The following is a 6,365-nucleotide window of genomic DNA, read 5'->3' as shown; positions in this document are numbered from 1 at the left end:
TGACCTGCCCCCACGATTAGATACAACACTCAGTTAGTAACGTCGGAATCTTCATTCTCAGAATGACCCTTTCTCCAGCCCGCTGCAAATTCAGACGGTGTCTGATAATTCAGCGTGGAGTGCGGGCGGCATTCGTTATAATCCTGCCGCCAGTCATTAATAATTTTCCTGGCATGAACGATATCGCTGAACCAGTGCTCATTCAAACATTCATCGCGAAATCGTCCGTTAAAGCTCTCAATAAATCCGTTCTGCGTTGGCTTGCCCGGCTGGATTAAGCGCAACTCAACACCATGCTCAAAGGCCCATTGATCCAGTGCACGGCAAGTGAACTCCGGCCCCTGGTCAGTTCTTATCGTCGCCGGATAGCCTCGAAACAGTGCAATGCTGTCCAGAATACGCGTGACCTGAACGCCTGAAATCCCAAAGGCAACAGTGACCGTCAGGCATTCCTTTGTGAAATCATCGACGCAGGTAAGACACTTGATCCTGCGACCGGTGGAAAGTGCGTCCATGACGAAATCCATCGACCAGGTCAGATTGGGCGCCGCCGGACGGAGCAGCGGCAGACGTTCTGTTGCCAGCCCTTTACGACGTCTTCTGCGTTTTACGCCCAGGCCACTGAGGTGATAAAGCCGGTACACGCGCTTATGATTAACATGAAGCCCTTCACGGCGCAGCAACTGCCAAATACGACGGTAGCCAAAACGCCTGCGCTCCAGTGCCAGCTCAGTGATGCGCCCTGATAAATGCGCATCAGCAGCCGGACGGTGAGCCTCATAGCGGCAGGTCGACAGGGATAAACCTGTAAGCCTGCAGGCACGACGTTGCGACAGACCGGTCGCATCACACATCAACATCACGGCTTCCCGCTTCTGGTCTGTCGTCAGTACTTTCGCCCAAGAGCCACCTGAAGCGCCTCTTTATCCAGCATGGCTTCGGCAAGCAGCTTCTTGAGTCTGGTGTTCTCTTCCTCAAGCGACTTCAGGCGCTTAACTTCAGGCACCTCCATACCGCCATACTTCTTACGCCAGGTGTAAAACGTGGCATCGGAAATGGCATGCTTGCGGCAGAGTTCACGGGCGGGTACCCCAGCTTCGGCTTCGGCTTCGCGGAGAATACTGATGATCTGTTCGTCGGAAAAACGCTTCTTCATGGGGATGTCCTCATGTGGCTTATGAAGACATTACTAACATCGGGGTGTACTAATCAACGGGGAGCAGGTCAATGACTTACATGGTGATCCATTATGCTATAAAATATGTACTTACCCTTTCTCTCTCCGCGAACAAGCCTTGCACTTCGTAACAACCTCAGATGATGACTGACCAGAGATTGTGATAACTGGAGCGACTCAGCAATGTCGCCTACAGAGACCGAACCACGCATACAGTAAAGCAGGATTCGTAGTCTTGACTGGTCCCCCAGTAGATGGAAAATCTCGGAAAGTTGCCCAATGTCGTTTTGCGAGAGCATTGATAGATCTGGCTCCGCGACATGATCTGTCGCGGAACAGTCTTGTATGTTGCCGCAATCTGATGTGCTGGACATTATGATTCTCCCTCCTAAATTGATAGTGCATCACCAGAGGCCTGATTAATGTTTGTGGCCTGGACTAGAATGGTTATGCTTTTTTCCGTGTTCGTGTTCGTGTTCGTGTTCGTGTTCGTGTTCGTTACGCAGTTTTGTCGGTGAAAGGCTGCATGTATTATCGTTTTGATCGTAATTCCAGTCGATTCCCACAGTTGCATGTTCTATTTTGAACTGCTCATAAAGTTCTTGTTTTACAAGCTTCACAACGTCTTTTACGTCCACATCTTCCTTGGCTCTTACTTCCAGTGTTGCCATCGTCCGACCTGAGGTTATTTGCCAGACATGAATATGACTTACGGCTGCTAAGCCCTTAACAGAACTGATTAGTCTCTGTTCCACCTTGTCTGGGGAGGCATCTTCAGGCGCTCCTTCTAACAGGATGTGCAGCGATTTTGCTAATAATTTCCAGGCACTACGTAAAACCAGTGCTGCGACAAGAACGGAAAGTATTGGGTCAATCGGTGTCCAGCCCGTGTAGTAAATGACAATAGCGGCGACAATAGCGCCAACAGAACCCAATAGATCACCCATCACATGTAAAATAGCACCTTTGACATTAACATGATCGGTCTCACCACGGGTCATGATCCATAATACCAATATGTTGACCAACAATCCTGCAATGGCAACGATCAGCATTGGGCCTGCCAGTATAATTGGTGGAGCTTGTAACCTTTCCCATGCCTCATATGCAATCCACGCCACAATAGCGAAGAGTGTCAGGGCATTAAAGAATCCCGCGATGACTTCAAATCGCAAATATCCAAAGGTTCGTTTGCTATCAGCAGCTCGACGGCCAAAACGGAATGCCGCATAAGCCAGCGCCAAAGCTACTGCATCTGTAAGCATGTGGCCTGCATCTGCCAGCAATGCTAATGAGCCAGAAAGTATCCCTCCAACAGCTTCGACCACCATAAATGTGAATATCATGAGGAAGGAGATAAGGACTTTACGCTCGTTTGCACTGGTTACTGCTGGAGTATGGTCATGCTCGTGATCATGTGATTGTGACATAGGGCCTCAAGCGGTTGGTTATACATGATGCCTTCAATATAACATATGAATATGTGTTCATGTAAAGGGTTTTTATATCCATTCCTTCCACGGCATCGGCATGTTCAAAATAATGCGCTTGACCTTCCCACGATGGTAAGCCTTAAGGTTGTTCTTTATCTGACCATAACGATGAGAAATACATCATGAGCATTCAAAAAAAACAGCATTCTAATGATGGTGAAACTCAAGTCAGCTTGCCCATTGAGGGAATGACTTGTGCAAGCTGCGTTGGACGAGTTGAAGCCGCTCTGGCTAAGGTTGAAGGCGTACAAAACGTAAGCGTTAACCTTGCAACAGAGCGTGCAGATATCCGCCTAAATGCATTCGTTAATCGTATGGCGTTGGTTGAAGCAGTTGAAAAGGTTGGTTATGAGGTTCCTCAAGCTTCTGTAGAGTTATCAGTTCAGGGCATGACATGTGCATCATGCGTAGGGCGTGTCGAAAAATCGCTCCGAGCGGTTAAAGGTGTAAAAGAAGCCACTGTTAATTTAGCGACTGAAAGAGCTACTGTACGTGGAACCGCAGGAGTTGATGACCTCATAACTGCTATCGAAAAAATCGGTTATGAAGCCAGCCTGGTTGATAACCAAAGCCAGAATAATGATAGTGCCGCAGAAAAAAAAGATGCTGAAAAGGTTGCGTTGAAGAAAGATTTAGTTCTGGCGACCGTACTTGCGTTACCAGTATTTATTCTGGAAATGGGGTCGCATGTGATACCGGGAATGCATCAATGGATAATGGATACCATTGGGCTCCAGGAAAGCTGGTATCTCCAGTTTGTATTAACATTGCTGGTGTTGGCTATTCCGGGGCGGCGCTTTTACCTGAAAGGTATTCCCGCGTTATTAAGACTTGGCCCAGACATGAACTCTCTCGTCTCCGTCGGGACTCTCGCTGCATTCGGTTATTCAATGATTGCGACCTTTGCTCCAGGTCTTTTGCCTCAAGGTACCGTCAATGTGTATTACGAAGCTGCTGCGGTAATCGTCGCTCTTATTCTTTTAGGACGATTTATGGAGGCGCGAGCTAAAGGTCGAACGTCTGAGGCTATCAAGCGTTTGGTTGGATTGCAGGCCAAAGAGGCGCATGTGCTGCGTAACGGCATTGTCATCGATATTCCCATTAGTGATGTAGCCCTTGATGACATTATCGAAGTTCGACCAGGTGAGCGGATACCTGTTGATGGTGAGGTGAGTGAAGGAACAAGTTTTGTCGATGAATCGATGATAACGGGGGAGCCTATCCCCGTCGAGAAAGTTCCCGGAAGCTTAATGGTTGGCGGGACTGTTAACCAGAAAGGAGCATTGAGGTTGCGTGCAACAGCCGTTGGTGGCCAGACGATGTTGTCACAAATAATCAGAATGGTAGAGCAAGCCCAGGGCTCTAAACTACCTATACAAGCCGTGGTCGATAAGGTGACATTATGGTTTGTTCCTGTGGTGATGCTGGCAGCGTTGTTAACTTTCCTTGCCTGGTTAACATTTGGGCCATCACCGGCCCTGTCTTTCGCACTGGTTAATGCCGTGGCTGTATTGATCATTGCCTGCCCATGTGCAATGGGATTGGCTACCCCAACCTCTATCATGGTAGGTACTGGGCGTGGTGCAGAAATGGGGATCTTGTTCCGTAAGGGAGAAGCTCTGCAGTTGCTTAAAGATGCCAGGGTTGTCGCTGTAGACAAAACAGGTACTTTGACTGAAGGGCGCCCAGTAATGACAGACCTGGAGTTGGCCGAAGGGTTTGAGCTTGACTTAGTATTAGCAAAAGTTGCCGCTGTTGAATCACGTTCGGAACATCCTATTGCCCGCGCTATCGTTGAAGCTGCTCTAGGAAAAGAGATATCGCTGCCAGCGTTGACTGAGTTTGATTCAATTACTGGGATGGGCGTCAGGGCTACCGTAGACGGAGAGCGCGTAGAGGTCGGGGCCGATCGATTTATGCGTGAGTTAGGCTTGGATATCGAGTATTTTTCAAAGACTGCGATACGCCTTGGAAACGAAGGAAAATCGCCACTCTATGTTGCTATTGATGGACGTCTGGCTGCCATTATCGCAGTCGCTGACCCTATTAAATCAAGTACGCCGATTGCCATAAATGCATTGCACCAACTGGGGCTCAAAGTCGCAATGATTACCGGTGACAATGCCAATACAGCAAATGCGATTGCGAGACAGCTTGGTATTGATGAAGTGGTTGCCGAAGTGTTGCCAGAAGGGAAAGTTGAAGCAGTTCGTCGGTTGAAGGAGTCTTACGGTAAGGTCGCTTATGTTGGTGATGGCATTAATGATGCCCCAGCTTTAGCCGTGGCAGATATTGGGCTTGCAATTGGTACAGGTACCGATATAGCGGTGGAATCTGCTGATGTTGTCTTAATGTCCGGCAACCTACAGGGTGTGCCTAATGCTATTGGATTGTCTAAGGCAACCATAGGTAACATCAGGCAAAATCTTTTTTGGGCGTTTGGTTATAATGCCGCATTGATCCCTGTAGCAGCAGGCCTGCTGTACCCTGCCTATGGATTGCTGCTTTCACCAATCTTTGCTGCAGGCGCGATGGCGCTATCCAGTGTATTTGTCCTGGGCAACGCACTTCGTTTGCGTCGGTTCCAGCCTCCGCTGGCAGAAGACTCTGAGCACTAAGAAAAGGGGAGCTATGAACATTGGTAAAGCATCGAACGAATCAGGAATCTCCGCAAAGATGATTCGCTATTACGAGCAAATTGGTCTGATTCCTGCTACTGGCCGTACCGAAGCGGGCTACCGTGATTATGCACCCAATGATGTCCATCGTCTGATTTTTATCCGCAGTGCGCGCGATCTTGGTTTTTCTCTTGAAGAGATAGCCGATTTGCTCAAGTTATGGAATGACAAATCTCGCCAGAGCGCCGATGTTAAACGTCTGGCACAAGAGCATATGGATGATTTAGAGCGACGTATGGAAAATATGCGACGAATGGCAGATACACTCAGAGCTCTGATCAAAAGCTGTGCTGGGGATGAGCGAGTTGAATGCCCAATACTCCAGACATTAATGACCGCTGATGCTAAAAGCCATCCCGGTAAGAGAGAAGGGGCAGTGCAACGTCGTTCTCGTGGTAACGAAATGGAAAAAGCCTGACCCCTTATTTTAAGGGCATGATGGCGTAGCACAAAGCTGTATGGGCTTGTGTTACGCCATCAGTCTAATCAACTTATAAGCGCACACCACTAATGCACACCCCCCAAGTGGTCAGTTGGTACGGTTAAAGGAAGATCACCATTCTCTTCATCAGCAGTCAATTTCTGTACTATCCCGCATTCGTCCACGCTCCGGTCTGAGCTGCAATAGTTATTAAGTTCTTTGAGTTGTATTTCCAGGGCTATTAATTCTTTAATACGATGCTGAACATGAGTGAGATGGGCACTGATTATTGCATCAATGGGGCCACAGTCTTTACCGTGATTATTCATTGCCAGTAGCAATGCACGTATTTCCTCATGGGTCATATCAAGAGAGCGGCAGCGTCGGATAAATAATAACTTTTCCAGATGAGTATTGTTGTAACGGCGATAGTTATTTTCAATATCTCTTAATGGAGCCTGAAGTAATCCTTCTTTCTCATAGTACCGAATAGTTTCCACCGGACAATCCGCCTTACGGGCCAATTCACCAATTTTCATGCCTCCCCCCTTATGCGCTTGACCCTCTAGTTAGATTAGGGTCTTTAATCGTCAGTA

6 protein-coding genes are annotated in these 6,365 nt (G+C 48.1%); 2 read left to right on the top strand and 4 right to left on the bottom strand.

What is annotated here, in order from left to right; translation table 11 throughout:
* Window positions 1-29: 29 nt before the first annotated feature.
* From OGX67_RS14150 to OGX67_RS14140, 3 genes are all read right to left on the bottom strand, one after another.
* Window positions 30-1,156 (bottom strand): IS3-like element ISSen4 family transposase gene (locus tag OGX67_RS14150; RefSeq protein ID WP_286525769.1). Its coding sequence is split into 2 segments (ribosomal slippage): window positions 30-892 and window positions 892-1,156, totalling 1,128 coding nucleotides; the frame shifts between segments, so codons are not numbered across the junction.
* A 68-nt stretch (window positions 1,157-1,224) separates the two neighbouring features.
* On the bottom strand, window positions 1,225-1,476 hold the full coding sequence (locus tag OGX67_RS14145; RefSeq protein WP_502873745.1) for an ArsR/SmtB family transcription factor: 252 nt from the start codon (window positions 1,474-1,476) through the stop codon (window positions 1,225-1,227).
* A 120-nt stretch (window positions 1,477-1,596) separates the two neighbouring features.
* Complete coding sequence (locus tag OGX67_RS14140; RefSeq protein WP_032950072.1) at window positions 1,597-2,607, bottom strand: cation diffusion facilitator family transporter; 1,011 nt, start codon at window positions 2,605-2,607, stop codon at window positions 1,597-1,599.
* A gap of 185 nt (window positions 2,608-2,792) precedes the next feature.
* On the opposite strand from OGX67_RS14140, the gene OGX67_RS14135 reads away from it, so the two are divergent.
* Both OGX67_RS14135 and cueR read left to right on the top strand, forming a co-directional pair.
* Entirely contained in the window at window positions 2,793-5,288 is a 2,496-nt protein-coding gene (locus OGX67_RS14135; RefSeq protein ID WP_009654818.1) for a heavy metal translocating P-type ATPase, read from the top strand.
* A gap of 13 nt (window positions 5,289-5,301) precedes the next feature.
* Window positions 5,302-5,766 carry a Cu(I)-responsive transcriptional regulator gene (gene cueR, locus OGX67_RS14130; RefSeq protein ID WP_016154433.1) on the top strand — a complete coding sequence of 155 codons (465 nt, stop codon included), beginning with the start codon at window positions 5,302-5,304 and terminating at the stop codon, window positions 5,764-5,766.
* 89 nt (window positions 5,767-5,855) lie between these two features.
* On the opposite strand, the gene OGX67_RS14125 is transcribed toward cueR, so the two are convergent.
* Window positions 5,856-6,308 carry a Cd(II)/Pb(II)-responsive transcriptional regulator gene (locus OGX67_RS14125; RefSeq protein ID WP_009654812.1) on the bottom strand — a complete coding sequence of 151 codons (453 nt, stop codon included), beginning with the start codon at window positions 6,306-6,308 and terminating at the stop codon, window positions 5,856-5,858.
* Window positions 6,309-6,365: the final 57 nt, after the last annotated feature.

Source organism: Citrobacter sp. Cf118 (assembly GCF_030334095.1).
Taxonomy (GTDB): Bacteria; Pseudomonadota; Gammaproteobacteria; order Enterobacterales; family Enterobacteriaceae; genus Citrobacter; species Citrobacter freundii.
This window is presented reverse-complemented; position numbering and strand designations above follow the sequence as displayed.